This is a genomic window from Terrabacter sp. P2_E3 (assembly GCF_056403915.1).
On sequence record NZ_JBFUEN010000001.1, the window covers coordinates 280,002 to 293,957 of the forward strand.

General features: G+C 71.3%; 16 protein-coding genes. 6 read left to right on the plus strand and 10 right to left on the minus strand.

The genetic code is table 11. The features are described from left to right. Positions 1-90: 90 nt before the first annotated feature. Both AC1DW8_RS01325 and AC1DW8_RS01330 read left to right on the plus strand, forming a co-directional pair. Positions 91-1,209, plus strand: a complete 1,119-nt coding sequence (locus AC1DW8_RS01325; protein WP_056776803.1) for a lipid II:glycine glycyltransferase FemX — start codon at positions 91-93, stop codon at positions 1,207-1,209. Positions 1,210-1,215: 6 nt separating this feature from the next. Continuing rightward, on the plus strand, positions 1,216-2,232 hold the full coding sequence (locus AC1DW8_RS01330) for an alanine racemase (RefSeq protein WP_478091313.1): 1,017 nt from the start codon (positions 1,216-1,218) through the stop codon (positions 2,230-2,232). 73 nt (positions 2,233-2,305) lie between these two features. Here AC1DW8_RS01330 and map read toward each other — a convergent pair whose 3' ends face one another. Further along, a complete protein-coding gene (gene map / locus AC1DW8_RS01335; protein WP_478091318.1) occupies positions 2,306-3,088 on the minus strand; it encodes a type I methionyl aminopeptidase in 783 nt (260 codons plus the stop codon). A 75-nt stretch (positions 3,089-3,163) separates the two neighbouring features. On the opposite strand from map, the gene AC1DW8_RS01340 reads away from it, so the two are divergent. Both AC1DW8_RS01340 and AC1DW8_RS01345 read left to right on the plus strand, forming a co-directional pair. Continuing rightward, positions 3,164-3,466, plus strand: coding sequence for a helix-turn-helix domain-containing protein (locus AC1DW8_RS01340; protein ID WP_056776796.1), 303 nt, complete (start codon positions 3,164-3,166; stop codon positions 3,464-3,466). A gap of 41 nt (positions 3,467-3,507) precedes the next feature. Beyond that, positions 3,508-3,861 (plus strand): VOC family protein, encoded by a 354-nt coding sequence (locus AC1DW8_RS01345; protein WP_056776794.1) that lies wholly within the window; start codon positions 3,508-3,510, stop codon positions 3,859-3,861. Positions 3,862-3,880: 19 nt separating this feature from the next. Here the strand turns inward: AC1DW8_RS01345 and AC1DW8_RS01350 are convergent, their stop codons facing one another. Further along, positions 3,881-4,639 carry a DinB family protein gene (locus AC1DW8_RS01350; protein WP_478091322.1) on the minus strand — a complete coding sequence of 253 codons (759 nt, stop codon included), beginning with the start codon at positions 4,637-4,639 and terminating at the stop codon, positions 3,881-3,883. Positions 4,640-4,788: 149 nt separating this feature from the next. Between AC1DW8_RS01350 and AC1DW8_RS01355 the strand changes: the two genes are divergently transcribed. Together AC1DW8_RS01355 and ypfJ are read left to right on the plus strand one after the other, a co-directional pair. Then, the gene (locus tag AC1DW8_RS01355; RefSeq protein ID WP_478091324.1) at positions 4,789-5,772 is read left to right on the plus strand and encodes a helix-turn-helix transcriptional regulator; all 984 of its coding nucleotides are present in this window, start codon (positions 4,789-4,791) and stop codon (positions 5,770-5,772) included. A gap of 127 nt (positions 5,773-5,899) precedes the next feature. Next, positions 5,900-6,856 carry a KPN_02809 family neutral zinc metallopeptidase gene (ypfJ, locus tag AC1DW8_RS01360; RefSeq protein WP_056826993.1) on the plus strand — a complete coding sequence of 319 codons (957 nt, stop codon included), beginning with the start codon at positions 5,900-5,902 and terminating at the stop codon, positions 6,854-6,856. Here ypfJ and AC1DW8_RS01365 read toward each other — a convergent pair. The 8 genes from AC1DW8_RS01365 to AC1DW8_RS01400 are packed head-to-tail and all read right to left on the minus strand — an operon-like array spanning position 6,849 to position 13,924. Then, positions 6,849-7,475, minus strand: coding sequence for an acVLRF1 family peptidyl-tRNA hydrolase (locus AC1DW8_RS01365; RefSeq protein ID WP_056776780.1), 627 nt, complete (start codon positions 7,473-7,475; stop codon positions 6,849-6,851). The genes ypfJ and AC1DW8_RS01365 overlap by 8 nt on opposite strands. A gap of 19 nt (positions 7,476-7,494) precedes the next feature. Further along, positions 7,495-7,821, minus strand: coding sequence for a metal-sulfur cluster assembly factor (locus AC1DW8_RS01370; RefSeq protein ID WP_020144129.1), 327 nt, complete (start codon positions 7,819-7,821; stop codon positions 7,495-7,497). Then, positions 7,818-8,300 carry a Fe-S cluster assembly sulfur transfer protein SufU gene (sufU, locus tag AC1DW8_RS01375; RefSeq protein WP_056776777.1) on the minus strand — a complete coding sequence of 161 codons (483 nt, stop codon included), beginning with the start codon at positions 8,298-8,300 and terminating at the stop codon, positions 7,818-7,820. The genes AC1DW8_RS01370 and sufU overlap by 4 nt, the downstream gene beginning before the upstream one ends. Further along, positions 8,300-9,604, minus strand: coding sequence for a SufS family cysteine desulfurase (locus tag AC1DW8_RS01380; RefSeq protein ID WP_478091328.1), 1,305 nt, complete (start codon positions 9,602-9,604; stop codon positions 8,300-8,302). The genes sufU and AC1DW8_RS01380 overlap by 1 nt, the downstream gene beginning before the upstream one ends. A 5-nt stretch (positions 9,605-9,609) precedes the next feature. Continuing rightward, positions 9,610-10,386: a Fe-S cluster assembly ATPase SufC gene (gene sufC / locus AC1DW8_RS01385; protein WP_478091330.1), complete on the minus strand. Its 777-nt coding sequence runs from the start codon at positions 10,384-10,386 to the stop codon at positions 9,610-9,612. 3 nt (positions 10,387-10,389) lie between these two features. After that, positions 10,390-11,673, minus strand: coding sequence for a Fe-S cluster assembly protein SufD (sufD, locus tag AC1DW8_RS01390; protein ID WP_478091438.1), 1,284 nt, complete (start codon positions 11,671-11,673; stop codon positions 10,390-10,392). An 8-nt stretch (positions 11,674-11,681) separates the two neighbouring features. Then, a complete protein-coding gene (gene sufB / locus AC1DW8_RS01395; RefSeq protein ID WP_020144124.1) occupies positions 11,682-13,103 on the minus strand; it encodes a Fe-S cluster assembly protein SufB in 1,422 nt (473 codons plus the stop codon). Next, positions 13,100-13,924, minus strand: coding sequence for a helix-turn-helix transcriptional regulator (locus AC1DW8_RS01400; RefSeq protein ID WP_478091333.1), 825 nt, complete (start codon positions 13,922-13,924; stop codon positions 13,100-13,102). The genes sufB and AC1DW8_RS01400 overlap by 4 nt, the downstream gene beginning before the upstream one ends. Positions 13,925-13,956: the final 32 nt, after the last annotated feature.

Below are 13,956 nucleotides of genomic sequence, written 5' to 3' on the forward strand. Positions count from 1 at the left end.
GGGCGTGCCCGGCGGGTCGCAGAGGGCGTATGCCGTCCGGCGGGCGAGGCGTGTCGGGTGACCCGCCGCGCTCGGGTAGCGTGAGCCAGCGTGAACGCGCCCATCTCCGTTCGTGACATCTCCGCAGCCGAGCACCTCGCCTGGCTGCGGTCCCAGCCCTCGGCGAGCTTCCTCCAGACGCCGGCCTGGGCCGACGTCAAGAAGGAGTGGCGCGCCGAGTCGGTCGGCTGGTTCGAGGGCGAGGAGATGGTCGGCGCCGCGCTCGTGCTGCACCGCTCGCTCCCACGCCTGAAGCAGTCGCTGGCCTACGTGCCCGAGGGTCCGTGCATCGACTGGGCCTCACCGCGTCTCGTCGAGCTGCTCCGCGCGCTCCGCGACCACCTCAAGGCCAAGGGTGCCTTCGCGCTGAGGCTCGGGCCGCCCGTGGCGACGCACCGCTGGCGCACGGCCACGATCAAGGCGGCCATCGGCGACCCGGACATCCGCCGCTACGACGACGCGACGCCCGACGTCGTCGAGCCGGTGGGCACAGCGGTCGTCGCCGAGCTGCAACGGCTGGGCTTCCGCCACCTCAGCCCCGACGACGGCTTCGCCGCCGGTCAGCCGGAGTACGTCTTCCAGGTGCCGCTCGCGGGCCGCACCGAGGCCGACGTGCTCGCCGGCATGAACCAGCTGTGGCGCCGCAACATCAAGAAGACCGCGAAGAACGGCGTCACGGTCCGGGTCGGGGACGCCTCCGACCTGCCGGCCTTCCACCGCACCTACGTCGAGACGGCCGAGCGCGACCGCTTCACGCCGCGTGGTCTCGCCTACTTCGAGCAGATGTACGCCGCACTGTCGGCCGAGGACCCCGAGCGGATCCGCGTCTACCTCGCCGAGCACGAGGGCGACGTCCTCGCGGCGACGATCTTCATCCGGGTCGGCGAGCACGCCTGGTACTCCTACGGCGCGTCGACCTCGGCCAAGCGAGAGCTGCAGGGCTCGACGGCCATCCAGTGGCGGATGATGCAGGACTCGATCGCAGCCGGCGCCGGCGTGTACGACCTGCGCGGCATCACCAACACCGTCGACGAGGCCAACGCGCACATCGGGCTCATCCGCTTCAAGGTCGGCACCGGTGGCGAGGCCGTGCGGCTGGCCGGCGAGTGGGACCTGCCGCTGAACCGCTTGCTCTACAAGGCTTTCGACCTCTACATGAAGCGGCGGTGATCGGCCGTGTCCTTCGTCCTCCACGTCGACGGTGAGCGCTGGCGTGCCGGCCACGACCGTTTCGTCGCCGAGCACCCCGGCATCGTCCCCGTCGTCAAGGGCAACGGCTACGGCTTCGGTCGTGACCTCCTCTGCGCCGAGGCCGCCCGCCTCGGGGTGCCGATGATCGCGATCGGCACCTACGCCGAGCTGCCTTCTGCGCTGGGCGCGTTCGGCGGTGACGTGCTCGTCATGGAGCCCTACCGTGCAGCCGTCCACGCCGACCTGCCCGACCTCGCGAACCGCCGCGTCGTGCACACCGTGACGACCGAGTCCGACCTCGGGAGCCTTCGCGAGGTGCTTTCGGACGCACGGGTCGTCGTCGAGGGCCTGACGTCGATGAACCGCTACGGCACGCCCGTCGCCGACGTGGCCGGTCTGGCCGGCGCCGCCGACGCGGTCGGGGTCACGCTGCACCTGCCGCTCGGGACCGGCCACGTCGAGGAGATCTCGCGCTTCATCGCCGCGGTCCCCGGCGTGCGCACGTGGTTCGTGTCGCACGTCTCGCCAGCCGAGCTCGCCGCTCTCGCAGCGCGTTTCCCCGAGCACGAGTTCCGGCCGCGCATCGGCACCGACCTCTGGTACGCCGACAACGGCTCCTACGAGGTCCGCGCGCACGTGCTCGACGTGCGCCCCGTCACCAAGGGCACGCGAGTCGGTTACCGACAGCGAGCGGTCGCCGCGGGCCACCTCGTCGTCGTCAGCGGCGGCACGTCGCACGGCGTCGCCATGGAGAGCCCGTCGTCGGCCGCCACGGCACGGTCGCGTGCCATCGCCGTCACCGAGGGTGTGCTCGAGGCAGCGCACCGGGTGCGGTCGCCCTTCACGGTGTCGGGCGTCATGCCGCGCTTCGCCGAGCCGCCGCACATGCAGTGCAGCCTGCTCGTGCTGCCGGCCGGCGTCGCTCCCCCACGGATCGGCGACGTCGTCCCGGTCCGGATGCGCCTGACGACGACGAACCCGGACGCCGTCGTCGTCTCCTGACACAGCACAGCGACGGCAGGAGGGACGTCTCGCGGACGTCCCGCGGACGCCGACGCGTCCATGCGGGTCGGAACTAGGGCCGCGCCGTCGTCGGGATCGTGAGGACCTCGGCGCCGTCGTCCGTGATGGCGATCGTGTGCTCGCTGTGGGCCGTGTGGCTGCCGGTGGCGCTCCGGAGCGTCCACCCGTCGGCATCGGTCACGAGCTCGGCGGTGCCGGCCATGACCCAGGGCTCGAGGGCGAGCAGGAGTCCGGGGCGCAGCGTGTAGCCGCGGCCCGGGCGGCCGGTGTTCGACACGTGCGGGTCCTGGTGCATCGTCGACCCGACGCCGTGGCCGCCGAACTGCGTGTTGATCGGGTAGCCCGCGTCGGAGAGGACCGAGCCGATGGCATACGAGAGGTCCCCGACGCGGGCGCCCGGCCCGGCCGCGGCGATGCCGGCGGCGAGCGCACGCTCGGTGGCCCCGATCATCGCGACGCTCTCCGGAGGCCGGGACCCGCCCACGACGAAGCTGATCGCGGAGTCGGCGACGACCCCGCCCAGGTTCACGGCGAGGTCGAGCGACAGCAGGTCGCCGTCGGCGAGCGACCGGTCGTGAGGCAGCCCGTGGAGCACGGCGTCGTTGACCGAGGTGCAGATGTAGTGGCCGAACGGGCCCCGCCCGAAGGACGGCGCGTAGTCGACGTAGCAGGACGCGGCTCCCGCCTCGCGGATCATGGCCTTCGTCCAGCCGTCGATGTCCAGGAGGTTCGTGCCCACGGCAGCGCGGCCCTTGAGGTCTTGCAGGATGTCGGCGACGAGAGCTCCGGCGGCCCTCGCGCGGGGCAGCTCGGAGGGGCTGAGGATCTCGATCATGCGGCGCCTTTCGATGCGGCTGCGGTGCGACCAATAACTATCCCGGCCATGTTATCCCGGTCTAGGATCGTGGTCATGGTCAGGTTGCCGCTCACGCCCGCGGAGGTCGAGCGCGGACAGCGCCTCGGCGCCCTGCTGCGTCGGGCCCGCGGGGATCGCACGATGCTCGAGACCGCCCTCGAGGCACGGATCTCCCCCGAGACCCTCCGCAAGATCGAGTCCGGCCGCGTGGCCACCCCGGCCTTCCCGACGATCGCAGCGATCGCCGAGGTCCTCGGCCTGTCCCTCGATGCCGTGTGGGCCGAGATCAGCCCGCCCGAGGCCGGCGCGGCCCCAAGGGGCTCCGGTCCCGACCGTCGGGACCGCATCGCCTCGTAGGCCCTCGGGCCGACGACCGCCGGCCCTGCCATGCTGTCGGCATGGAACGCGTCCTCGGCATCGGCGGCTACTTCCTCAGGGCTGCGGACCCCACGGCCCTCAGCACCTGGTACCGCGAGGTCCTGGGACTGGACTTCGACGCCAACGGACTGTGGCAGCAGGAGGCCGGGCCGACCGTGTTCGCCGCGTTCCCGGCCGACACGGACTACCTCGGCGCCCGCACCCAGCAGGTCATGCTCAACGTCCGGGTCGGCGACCTGGACGCCATGCTCGCCCAGCTGCGCGCCGCCGGGGCGGAGGTCGACGCCGAGAGCCAGGACCTGGCGGGCGTCGGGCGGTTCGGCTGGGTGACGGACCCGGAGGGCAACAGGATCGAGCTGTGGCAGCCCAGCTGACGACGGCTCGGGCCACAGGTCAGGCGCCCTCGCTCCCCTCGATGACGTCGAGGTCGCGCACGGCGTAGCGGTGGTGCTCCCACTCCTCCTCGAGGATCGTGTGCAGGCACGAGAGCACCGTCTCGGGGTGGGCGGGGTCGTGCGGGTTCGGTCGGGACGACGCGAGCAGCTCGGGCGTGACGCCCGCGATGACGTCGCGCACCATCGCGACGCGGCCTGCCCGCGCCTCGAGGACCTCGCCGTAGGACGGTGCGTCCTGCGCGAGCACCGTCACGTCGAAGCCGTCGTCCGCGGTCGCAACGTCGATCAACCCGTAGGGGTGGTAGGGCTGCTCCTCCCCGAGGATCGCCTTGCGCAGCCACGTGTCCGTCGCCAGCACGAGGTGCCGCAGCGTCTGGGCGAACGACCACTCGCCGGCCACCGACACGTCCACCGTGCCGGACGGCATGGTGTCGACACGCGCGAGCGTGGCGGCCCAGGTGTGCTCCAGCCGGTCCCAGGCAGTGGCGAGTCCCTCCGGATCGGTCGCCCGCCGGTCGGCACGTCCGGGGAAACGACGGTTGAGCTCGGCATCGACGAGCGGGACCACGTCGACGCCGTTGACGAGCAGGACGTTCTCGCCGTCGAAGAGCCACGGCGCATCGATCTGCACGCCCTCCGCCTGCACGCCGCGCATGACGACGCCGGAGATGTCGGCGCCGACGAAGCGCGCGCCGCGCAGGTCCGTGTCGACGAACTCCGCTCCGTGCAGGTCGTCGGTCGAGCCGAAGGTTGCCATGACGTCTCCTCGTCGTACGCCGCGCAGGACGGCTCAGACTACCGATCGAGCACGGCTCGGGTCGGGATCGGACCCACGTCGACGAGCTCGACCGTCACCGCCGGGCGATATCGTCGTCCCGGACGGTCGGCGTCCGGGAGGTGAGAGGTGTGCGGTACGACACGAGTCCCACGGCACGGGCCCTTCTCGCCCTCGAGGCCATCCAGGACAGCCCCGGCATCACGGCGGAGCGGGTCGGCGACCACCTCGGGGTCTCCGAGCGCGCCGCCCGCCGCTACGTCGCGATCCTCCGCGAGGCCGGCCTGCCCATCGAGTCGGTGACCGGCCCGCACGGCGGCTACCGGGTCGGCCGTGGGCTCCGTCTGCCGCCACTGATGTTCACGGCCGCCGAGGCGCTCGGCCTCGTCATGGCCGTGCTCGAGGGCCACCGCGGCGCCGCTGACCCGACCGAGCTCGTCGGGGCCGCCCTGTCCAAGATCCTGCGCGTGCTCCCCCAGCAGGTCGCCGAACCGGTGCGGGCGGTCCGCCGGGTCACCGGGCCCCCTCCGGACCCGAGCCTGCGCGTCGACCCTGCCGTGACGGCCCAGCTCGTCGAGGCGTGCACGAGGTCGCGCCGGGTGCGCCTCGACTACCGCCTCGAGGACGGCCGGCAGCGGCCCATGGAGATCGATCCGTGGGCCGTCGTCCTGCGTCACAGCCGGTGGTACCTCCTCGGCTGGTCGCAGACGAGCGACGCCCAGCGCGCCCTGCGCGTCGACCGGGTCCGGTCGGTCTTCACGACGTCGGTGACCTTCGACCCCCCGGAGGACCTGGACGCCCTGCGGACGCTGGAGGAGCACCTCTCCCAGGGCTGGCGCCACGACGTCGACGTCCTCCTCCGGGCCGACCTCGACGAGGCCACGCGATGGATCCCGCGCAGCCTCGGACGGCTCGAGCCGGTCGAGGGCGGGGTCCGGCTGAGGGCCACGACCGACGAGCCCGAGTGGTACGCCCGCCAGCTCGCCGTCACCCCGCTGACCTTCGAGGTGGTCGGGTCCCCCGCGCTCGTCCAGGCCACCGAGGACCTCGCCGCGCGGCTCGTGAAGTCGGCGGGCGCCGTCGACGCCACCCCCAACGATCCCGCCGATCGCTGACCCGCCCCCAGCGGGTACGACACCGTCACGGCGGCCTGTGCAGCAGCCGACGTCCACAGGTCCCCGCGCACTAGGGTGATCTCGACCGGACCGGGGAGGCCCCCGGTCCCGACCCGAGGAGCGGCAGATGAGCTTCAACGACAGCGCCCAGCTCGACACCTCCCAGGTGCAGAGCGGCGGCAGCGGAGGTGGCGGCGGAGGCGGAGGCTTCCCCGGCGGCATCCAGGTCGGCGGAGGCATCGGCGGCCTCATCCTGCTCGTGCTGATGCTCATCTTCGGCGGAGGCAAGATCCTCGGTGGCGGCGGTGACTCCGGCACCGGCGCCGGTGGCCTCCCGTCCCAGCAGCTCGAGAGCAGCCAGGTCGCGGCCGCGGGCCAGGTCGACCAGGGCGAGTTCTCCCAGTGCAAGACCGGCGCCGACGCCAACAAGAACGACGTCTGCCTCATCATCGCGACGGTCAACAGCGTCCAGGACTACTGGGGCAAGACGCTGCCGAAATATCAGATGAACTACGAGCCGGTGAAGACCGTCATCTACCAGGGCCAGACCCCGTCGGGCTGCGGCACCGCCAACTCGCAGGTCGGCCCGTTCTACTGCCCGCTCGACGCCAAGGTCTACGTCGACGCGAGCTTCTTCGAGGAGCTGCAGAGCAAGTTCGGCGCCGACGGCGGCCAGCTCGCCAAGGAGTACGTCATCGCGCACGAGTACGGCCACCACGTGCAGGACCTCCTCGGCATCCTCGACCGGGCGCAGCAGGACCCCCAGGGCCCCAACTCCGGCGCCGTCCGCATCGAGCTCATGGCCGACTGCCTCGCCGGCACGTGGGTCAAGCACGCGACCGAGACGACCGACGCCGACGGCACCCCACTGCTCAAGCCCATCACCGAGCAGGACATCACGTCCGCGCTCTCGGCCGCGTCAGCCGTCGGAGACGACCGCATCCAGAAGAAGATGCAGGGTCGCGTCACTCCCGAGAACTGGACGCACGGCTCGTCGGAGGCCCGCCAGAAGTGGTTCCTGCAGGGCTACCAGACCGGCGACCTCAACCAGTGCAACACCTTCGGCGTCGACACCGTCAGCTGACGCCACCCGGCGGCGCCTCGTCCAGCTCGATGCGCACGGCTCGCCCACGGCGCAGCGCGGTCTCGAGCACGTCGCGCTTCGGGTCGGGCAGGTCGTAGAGCTCCCGCATCGGCAGCCCCGCCAGGGCCCGCAGGGCTCCGGCGTCGAGGACCTCGCGCACGAGCGTGCGGTCCCCGCCGACGACCAGAGCATGAGGTATGCCGTCTGCTCCCGTCGCGGGTGACTCGTCGTCCCCGAGGAGCACCCGTCGCGCGTGGCCGACAACGGCATCGACGAGCTCGTCGGCCTGCTTCCCCCGTCGGCGGGCGAAGCGCTGCTGCGACCACCCACCCGCTGCGGTGCGTGACTGCACGTGGCGCGTCCCGACCTTCGAGGCGGTGAAGGCACCGGCGGAGGCCAGCCCCACGGCATACCCACCGCGCCTGACGAGGATGACACCGAGGGGCTCGTGGGCGAACGGCGTTGCCACGACGGTGGATCCGTCGGCGGCGCGGGCGGACACGACGACGCCGCCGGGAGTGGACTCCTCGGCGGCGTCGTAGGTGCCGTGCCGCTCGGCGAAGCCCGCCATCCAGCGGTCGAACCGCACGGGGTCGACCTCGATGACGCGCGTCGTCACGAGCGCGGGTGCTGCTGGCTCAGAGGTTGAAGCCGAGGGCGCGCAGCTGCTCGCGGCCGTCCTCGGTGATCTTGTCGGGACCCCACGGCGGCATCCACACCCAGTTGATGCGGTGCGTGGTGACGAGCCCCTCCAGCGCCTGAGCGGTCTGGTCCTCGATGACGTCGGTGAGGGGGCACGCGGCAGACGTCAGCGTCATGTCGATGACGGCGTGCGACTGGGCGTCGACGGTGATGCCGTAGACGAGGCCGAGGTCGACGACGTTGATGCCGAGCTCGGGGTCGACGACGTCGCGCATGGCCTCCTCGACGTCGGCCACGTTGGGCGGGGTGGTGGTCTGGGTCATGACGAAACTCCTTGGGGGGAGGTGGAACTCGTGGAAGAGATGTCGACACCGGCTCGGGCGAGGGCATCGGTGAAAGCGGACCAGCCGAGCAGGGCGCACTTGACGCGCGCGGGGTACTTCGAGACGCCGGCGAAGGCGACGCCGTCACCGATGACGGTCTCGTCACCGGCCACCTGGCCTCGGGAGGTCAGCATGGCGCGCATCGCCTCGAAGGTCTCGAGGGCCTCGTCGACGCGGTGGCCGATGACCTCCTCGGCGAGGACGGACGCGCTCGCGACGGAGATCGAGCAGCCCTGCGCCTCGTAGGAGACGTCGGTCACGACCGCCTCGGCACCCGTGCCGGAGACGTCGACCCGAAGGGTCACCTCGTCGCCGCACGTCGGGTTGATGTGGTGCACCTCGGCGTCGAACGGGTCGCGCAGGCCCGCGTGGTGCGGGCGCTTGGAGTGCTCGAGGATGAGCTCCTGGTAGAGGTCCATCAGCTCGCCTCCCTCTCGGTGTCGAGCCCGAAGACGACGGGCACCCGGTCGAGCGCCGCGAGCAGCGCCTCGACCTCGGCGACGGTGTTGTGGACGGCGAACGACGCACGGGTGGTCGCGGTGGCCCCGAGAGCCCGGTGCAGCGGCCACGCGCAGTGGTGGCCCACGCGTACGGCCACCCCGGCGTCGTCGAGCACCTGGCCCACGTCGTGGGCGTGCACGCCGTCGACGACGAACGCGACGGCACCGCCGCGTGGCGTGCCGACCGCAGGACCCACGACACGCACCCACGGGCGCTCGGACAGACCGCGCTGGAGCAGGTCGACGAGAGCGGCCTCGTGCGCGTGGATGCGGTCGATGCCGAGACCCTCGATCCACCGGACGGCGGCCGCTAGGCCGACCGCCTGGGCGGCGTTGGGCACGCCGGCCTCGAACTTCTGCGGCGCCGGGGCGTAGGTCGACCGTTCCATCGTGACGAGCTCGATCATCGAGCCGCCCGTGAGGAACGGTGGCATGACCTCGAGCAGCTCGCCGCGACCCCAGAGGACGCCGACCCCCATCGGGCCGTACATCTTGTGGCCGCTGAAAGCGATGAAGTCCGCGCCGAGCGTGGCCACGTCGACCGCGAGGTGCGGCACCGACTGGCACGCGTCGACGACGACGAGCGCTCCCACGGCGTGTGCGCGGGCGGCGAGGTCGGCGACCGGGTTGACCGTGCCCAGCACGTTGGACACGTGCGTGAACGCGAAGACCTTGGTGCGCTCGGTGAGCAGCTCGTCGAGCCCGGACAGGTCGAGTGCGCCGTCCGCGTCCACCGGGACCCAGCGCAGGGTCGCACCCGTGCGACGGGCGAGCTCCTGCCAGGGCACGAGGTTGGCGTGGTGCTCCATCTCGGTGACGAGGATCTCGTCACCGGCTCCGAGCACGAACCGCTCGTCCTTGGGGTCGTCGGTCGGGGCCGCGTTGGAGAAGGCGTACGCGACGAGGTTGAGCGCCTCGGTGGCGTTCTTCGTGAAGACGACCTCGTCAGCAGGCGCCCCGATGAACGACGCGACGGTCGCGCGGGCGGCCTCGAAGTCGTCGGTCGCCTCCTCCGCGAGCTGGTGCGCGCCGCGGTGGACCGCGGCGTTGTGCTGCTCGTAGAACGCGCGCTCGGCGTCGAGGACCGGCGTCGGCTTGTGCGACGTCGCCCCCGAGTCGAGGTAGACGAGCGGCCTGCCGTCGCGCACCGTGCGCGTCAGGATCGGGAAGTCGCCGCGGATCGCGGCGAGCTCCCCGTCCGTGAAGGGCAGGACGTCGGCCATTCGGCTCAGGCCTCGACCGCCGCGGCCGGGGCCGCGGTGAGGTAGCGGTCGTAGCCCTCGTCCTCGAGGCGGTCGGCCAGCTCCGGGCCACCCTCCTCGACGACCTTGCCGTCGACGAAGACGTGCACGAAGTCGGGCTTGATGTAGCGCAGGATGCGCGTGTAGTGCGTGATGAGCAGGACGCCGAGGTCGCTCGAGTCCTTGGCCCGGTTGACGCCCTCGGAGACGATCTTGAGCGCGTCGACGTCGAGGCCGGAGTCGGTCTCGTCGAGGATGGCCACCTTCGGGCGCAGCAGCTCCATCTGGAGGATCTCGTGGCGCTTCTTCTCGCCACCGGAGAAGCCCTCGTTGACGTTGCGCTCGGCGAACGCGGGGTCCATGCGCAGGTTGCCCATGGCGGCCTTGACGTCCTTGACCCACGTGCGCAGCTTGGGCGCCTCGCCGTCGATGGCCGTCTTGGCGGTGCGGAGGAAGTTGCTCACCGTGACGCCGGAGACCTCGACGGGGTACTGCATCGCGAGGAAGAGGCCGGCACGGGCGCGCTCGTCGACCTTCATGGCGAGGACGTCCTCGCCGTCGAGCGTCACGGTGCCGCCGGTGACGGTGTACTTCGGGTGTCCGGCGATGCTGTAGGCCAGCGTGGACTTGCCGGAGCCGTTGGGCCCCATGATCGCGTGCGTCTCCCCCGACTTCACGGTGAGGTCGACCCCGCGCAGGATCTCCTTGGGGCCGTCCTCGGTCTCGACCGAGACCGTCAGTCCCTTGATCTCGAGCGTGCTCATGGGTCAGTTCTCCTTGTTCGTGATGCTGGGCGTGTGCTGGGTGGGAGCGGCGTAGGCCGTCGACGCGAGCTCGTCCTCGATCGCCGCGGTGATCTCGTCGCGCAGGTCGGCGAGCGGGATCTCGCGGATGATGTCGGCGAAGAAGCCGCGCACGACGAGGCGCTTCGCCTCGTCCTCGTTGATGCCGCGCGACTGGAGGTAGAAGAGCTGCAGGTCGTCGAACCGGCCTGTCGCAGAGGCGTGTCCGGCACCCTCGATCTCGCCGGTCTCGATCTCGAGGTTCGGCACCGAGTCGGCGCGGGCGCCGTCGGTCAGCACGAGGTTGCGGTTGAGCTCGTAGGTGTCGGTGCCCTCGGCCTCGGCGCGGATGAGCACGTCGCCGACCCACACCGTGCGCGCGGTCTCACCCTGGAGCGCACCCTTGTAGGTGGCCCGGCTCTTGCAGTGCGGTGCGTTGTGGTCGATGTACGAGCGGTGCTCGAGGTGCTGGCCGGCGTCGGCGAAGTAGACGCCGAGCAGCGTCGCGTCGCCACCCGGGCCGGCGTAGCGCACGTTGGCGTTGACCCGGACGACCTCGCCGCCGAGCGACACCGAGAGGTGCTTGAAGCGGGCGTCGCGCCCGACGAGGGCGTCGTGCTGGGCCAGGTGCTGGGCGTCGTCGGCCCAGCGCTGCACCGACACCACGGTGAGGTCGGACCCGTCACCGGTGACGACCGAGACGAGCTGCGCGTAGCGGGCTGAGCCCGTGTGCTCGACGACGACGGTCGCCTTGGAGAAGCGGCCGGCGCGCACGACGAGGTGACCGTGCACGGGCTCACCGCCACGGCCGACGAGCGACAGGCGTACGGGCTCGTCGAGCTCGGCCTCGGCCGGGATGTCGAGCAGCACGGCACCGCCCGCGGCCGCGCCCGCCACGACGGCTGCGCGGTCCTGCGGCGGCAGGACGCCGAGGGCCTGGGCCTGCTCGGAGGTGATCGTCGACGTCGTGACGCCCTCGGGGAGCGACGTGCTCCAGTCGAGGCTGCCCGTCGCGCCCTCGGCCAGCAGGCCGGCGAGCTTCTTGACGGGCGTGAAGCGCCAGTCCTCCTCGCGACCCGACGGGATCGGGAAGGCGGCGACGTCGAAGGACGCCGTGCGCTCGGCACGCGACTGGTCGGGCACGAAGGCCGCGGCGGAGTCGGTGTGGGCGGCCGCGCCGGGGGCGGCGACGGTGGTGGTGGGGGCGGCGTCGGGCACCGTGGTCTCGCTCTGCTGGGTCTCGGGGATGTCGGTGGTCGTGTCAGCCAGAAGGCTCATCAGCCGACGGCTCCTTCCATCTGCAGCTCGATGAGGCGGTTGAGCTCGAGGGCGTACTCCATGGGCAGCTCGCGCGCGATGGGCTCGATGAAGCCGCGCACGATCATCGCCATGGCCTCGTCCTCGGCCATGCCGCGCGACATGAGGTAGAAGAGCTGGTCCTCGGACACCTTCGAGACCGTGGCCTCGTGTCCCATCGAGACGTCGTCCTCGCGGATGTCGACGTAGGGGTAGGTGTCGGATCGGCTGATCGTGTCGACGAGCAGGGCGTCACAGCGCACGGTCGAGGCTGAGTGCGACGCGCCCTCGAGCACCTGCACGAGGCCGCGGTAGCTCGCACGGCCGCCGCCACGGGCGACCGACTTGCTGATGATCGAGCTCTTCGTGTTGGGAGCCGCGTGGACCATCTTGGAGCCGGTGTCCTGGTGCTGGCCCTCGCCGGCGAAGGCGATGGAGAGCGTCTCGCCCTTGGCGTGCTCGCCCATGAGGAAGACGGCGGGGTACTTCATCGTCACCTTGGAGCCGATGTTGCCGTCGACCCACTCCATCGTCGCGCCGGCCTCGCAGGTCGCGCGCTTCGTGACGAGGTTGTAGACGTTGTTGGACCAGTTCTGGATCGTCGTGTAGCGCACGCGGGCGTTCTTCTTGACGATGATCTCGACGACGGCCGAGTGGAGCGAGTCCGACTTGTAGATCGGGGCGGTGCAGCCCTCGACGTAGTGCACGTAGGAACCCTCGTCGGCGATGATCAGCGTCCGCTCGAACTGGCCCATGTTCTCGGTGTTGATGCGGAAGTACGCCTGGAGCGGGATGTCCACGTGGACACCCTTGGGGACGTAGATGAACGAGCCCCCCGACCACACGGCGGTGTTGAGCGCCGCGAACTTGTTGTCGCCGGCCGGGATGACGGTCGCGAAGTGCTCGCGGAAGAGGTCCTCGTGCTCCTTCAGGGCCGTGTCGGTGTCGAGGAAGATGACGCCCTGGGCCTCGAGGTCCTCACGGATCTGGTGGTAGACGACCTCCGACTCGTACTGGGCTGCGACACCGGAGACGAGGCGCTGCTTCTCGGCCTCCGGGATGCCCAGACGGTCATAGGTGTTCTTGATGTCCTCGGGCAGGTCGTCCCACGTGGCGGCCTGCTTCTCGGTCGACTTCACGAAGTACTTGATGTTCTGGAAGTCGATGCCGGTGAGGTCCGAGCCCCACGAGGGCATGGGCTTCTTGCCGAAGAGGCTGAGGCTCTTCAGGCGCAGCTTCGTCATCCACTCCGGCTCGCTCTTGCGGGCCGAGATGTCGCGCACGACGTCCTCGTTGAGCCCTCGACGCGCCGTGGACCCGGCCACGTCGCTGTCGGCCCAGCCGTACTCGTAGGTGCCGATGCCCTTGAGGCCGGGGTTCAGCTCTTCGATGTGCGTGGTCATGAGGAACCTTCCTTGACGTGCGTGAGCGTGTCGGTGGTGCTCGAACGAGGTGGGGCAGCCTCCGGGTCAACACCCGAGGGCTGCGTGGTCTTCCGGGGGCGGGAGCCGATCCCACCGGTCGGGACGAACGTCGTGCAGACGTGGTGTCCGCCCGCGAGGGTCGCGAGGCGCTGGACGTGCACCCCGAGCAACCGGGAGAACGCGTCGGTCTCGGCCTCGCAGAAGGCCGGGAACTCGGTGGCGACGTGCTGCACCGGGCAGTGGCCCTGGCACAGCTGGACGCCGGTCAGGCCGCCGGCGCCGACGGGCCGGGCGGTGGCGGCGAAGCCGTCCTCGCTCAGCGCCTCGACGAGGGCCTCGGTGCGCGCGGCGGGGTCGTCGCCGACGGCGGCGAGCCGGGCGGCATACCGCTCCTCGAGCGCGCCGACGCGGCTGCGGGCGAAGTCGCCGACGGCAGCGGGTCCCGCGTGCTCCTGGAGGTAGCGCAGCACCTCGACGGCGAGCGAGTCGTAGTCGGCCTCGAGGGCGTTGTGGCCGGCGTCGGACACGACGTAGGCGCGAGCAGGGCGTCCACGGCCGCGGCGACCACCGGTGGGCTCGTGCGGGACGACGGCGCCCTGCTCGACGAGCGCGTCGAGGTGACGACGCACGGCAGCCGGTGTCAGGTCGAGATGACGCCCGAGCTCGGCGGCCGAGATCGGGCCGTCGGCAGAGACCATGTGGAGCACCCGCGAGCGCGTGCGCGACTCGAGCGGCGAGACGTGCTGGCCGTCCTCGCCGTCCTTCGTCTCACGCGGGGCGTGCGCTCCGATAAACACCACACCATTGTGACGTAATTAGGGCTGCGACTCCA

What these genes read in the sequence shown, in the direction of transcription:
- sufU (WP_056776777.1), bottom strand. Translation starts at nt 8,300, where the DNA reads ATGGACCTCTACCAGGAGCTCATCCTCGAGCACTCCAAGCGCCCGCAC.
- ypfJ (WP_056826993.1), top strand. Translation starts at nt 5,900, where the DNA reads ATGAGCTTCAACGACAGCGCCCAGCTCGACACCTCCCAGGTGCAGAGC.
- AC1DW8_RS01380 (WP_478091328.1), bottom strand. Translation starts at nt 9,604, where the DNA reads ATGGCCGACGTCCTGCCCTTCACGGACGGGGAGCTCGCCGCGATCCGC.
- sufB (WP_020144124.1), bottom strand. Translation starts at nt 13,103, where the DNA reads ATGACCACGCACATCGAAGAGCTGAACCCCGGCCTCAAGGGCATCGGC.
- AC1DW8_RS01345 (WP_056776794.1), top strand. Translation starts at nt 3,508, where the DNA reads ATGGAACGCGTCCTCGGCATCGGCGGCTACTTCCTCAGGGCTGCGGAC.
- map (WP_478091318.1), bottom strand. Translation starts at nt 3,088, where the DNA reads ATGATCGAGATCCTCAGCCCCTCCGAGCTGCCCCGCGCGAGGGCCGCC.
- AC1DW8_RS01350 (WP_478091322.1), bottom strand. Translation starts at nt 4,639, where the DNA reads ATGGCAACCTTCGGCTCGACCGACGACCTGCACGGAGCGGAGTTCGTC.
- sufC (WP_478091330.1), bottom strand. Translation starts at nt 10,386, where the DNA reads ATGAGCACGCTCGAGATCAAGGGACTGACGGTCTCGGTCGAGACCGAG.
- AC1DW8_RS01370 (WP_020144129.1), bottom strand. Translation starts at nt 7,821, where the DNA reads ATGACCCAGACCACCACCCCGCCCAACGTGGCCGACGTCGAGGAGGCC.
- AC1DW8_RS01340 (WP_056776796.1), top strand. Translation starts at nt 3,164, where the DNA reads ATGGTCAGGTTGCCGCTCACGCCCGCGGAGGTCGAGCGCGGACAGCGC.